3 protein-coding genes are annotated in these 1,728 nt (G+C 69.1%); 1 reads left to right on the top strand and 2 read right to left on the bottom strand.

The features are described 5' to 3' along the window. Nucleotides 1-426 precede the first annotated feature (426 nt). Complete coding sequence (locus ACFE86_RS18490; RefSeq protein WP_375456785.1) at nucleotides 427-816, top strand: hypothetical protein; 390 nt, start codon at nucleotides 427-429, stop codon at nucleotides 814-816. Nucleotides 817-933: 117 nt separating this feature from the next. On the opposite strand, the gene ACFE86_RS18485 is transcribed toward ACFE86_RS18490, so the two are convergent. Further along, a complete protein-coding gene (locus ACFE86_RS18485) occupies nucleotides 934-1,140 on the bottom strand; it encodes a hypothetical protein (RefSeq protein ID WP_375456784.1) in 207 nt (68 codons plus the stop codon). 120 nt (nucleotides 1,141-1,260) lie between these two features. Next, a complete protein-coding gene (locus ACFE86_RS18480; RefSeq protein WP_375456783.1) occupies nucleotides 1,261-1,572 on the bottom strand; it encodes a hypothetical protein in 312 nt (103 codons plus the stop codon). Nucleotides 1,573-1,728: the final 156 nt, after the last annotated feature.

Below are 1,728 nucleotides of genomic sequence, written 5' to 3'. Positions count from 1 at the left end.
TCGTTGAACCACTTCACGGTACCGGTATTCACGTCGAGAACCTCGTATCGTCGATGGGTCGAGCCCCCGCGCCATCGTGCGCGAACGGATCGACCTCCTCAAAGTCTATCATGAGCGGCGGGACATGAGATGCGGCACCCGCAACGGGCGTCCGTCTCAACGATGTGCCCGCCGTCCCCTCAAGGTGGGCGTTCCCTGCGGCGGCAACAAGGCGGGGTCGTCCGATCTAATGCATCATTGCGCGAAGCGGCCGCCGGTTCGCGCGAAAAAACGATGCGGCACTAAAGAGATCGAAGCAGGCATTCGTGGACGAGGCCACGAATGCCTGCTTAGGCCCGACCAGCCGCGAAAGCGTGCGCCCGGCGTCTGGGATTCTTGGGGTCCGCGGTGCATATACGGGTTCGCGGTCAGGCTGTTAGGCGATCCATGGCAGGTATCTCGGTTTCGTTGGAGGGCGCGAACATCCAGCTCGCCTTCCAGAAGGACGATCAGGCGACCGCCGTGGTGATGGATGCCCGCGCGGCCCGGGCGCTGGTGCGCGCCGTGGGCCAGCTTCTCACCGCGATCGACGAACCCGAGGAGCCCGACCTGGCCGACGAGATGGGCGATGGGGAGATCGCGATGCTCGACGTGACCTCGTCCGCGATCGAGGTCGGCACCGACGACCAGGGGCAGGCGGTCGTCGCGCTCCAGGCCGGCGCGCTTCCGCCGTTCCAGCTCCGCCTGACGGACGAAGAGGCCCGTCACGTGGCGACAAGCCTTTCCGAGATCCTCGCGGCGCCCCGCGACGTGCGCACGTCGCACGGCGGGCATTGAGGGCCCCACGGCGATCCGTGCCTCGTTCGACCGGACCGTCCGCGAAGAGCACCGCTTGCGGATCGAAACCCTTCTTTCCGTGGTGACCCTGATCGCCGTGGGAGCCCTGAGCCGGTCCTACATCCGCACGCCCGGATCGGTCGGAGCGCCGGGGAACACGTCGGGCTCCGAGCCTGGGCCGCCCGGCTCGTCGATGCCCGGATCGTCGATCGGATAGGGCGTGCGCGGGCCGGTCGGCCCGATGTCGGGCAGGTCGTCCGGCTGCGGCGGCGGCGGCAGGTCGCCGGGCGTCGGGTGCGGTGTCGGGAGGCCGGGATTGGCCATGCGGTGCCTCCTTTCGATCGGGGTGTGACCGGGCCAACGGATCGCCGTGGCGAGGGTTCCGTGCGGCACCGCGGTCGCGGGGGCCGGACCAGGACGCGTCGGTCTCGTCGAGATCGGGGTTCAACGCTTGGCGATGGCCTTCTGCACCTTCGTCCTGGTACCGGTGGTGCTGGCGATCAGGGCGGACAGATGGTCCTGATCGAGGCTCGCGGACGCCTTCGGCGCAGGCGGGGCGACTGCCATGCGCTCGACCTTCCGCGGCTCGATCGAGCCCGTGGTGGCCGGGTCGGGCAGGCTCGCCAGTGCTTGGTTCGACAGGCCGTGGCCGTCCGGCGCGGGACCGCGCTGGACGCGCAGCGCCCAGTGGGCGGCGGTGGAGAGCGCCGCGATCGCCAGGATCGCCTTGACGCCGCCGGTGAGGAGGCCCCGCATGATGGTCAAGCCCGACTAAACGCAGTGACACGCGGCCGGTTCCCCGACCTGCGACCACCCTCGCAAAAGAGCATGAACGAAACCGAAAGGACCGCACCGCGCATCGTCCCGGAACGGGGCGCCGGATTCACGCAGGCCAGGGATTCATGTGGGCCA

The sequence above is a fragment of the uncultured Methylobacterium sp. genome (assembly GCF_964244095.1).
In the GTDB taxonomy this organism is placed as follows: Bacteria; Pseudomonadota; Alphaproteobacteria; order Rhizobiales; family Beijerinckiaceae; genus Methylobacterium.
This window is presented reverse-complemented; position numbering and strand designations above follow the sequence as displayed.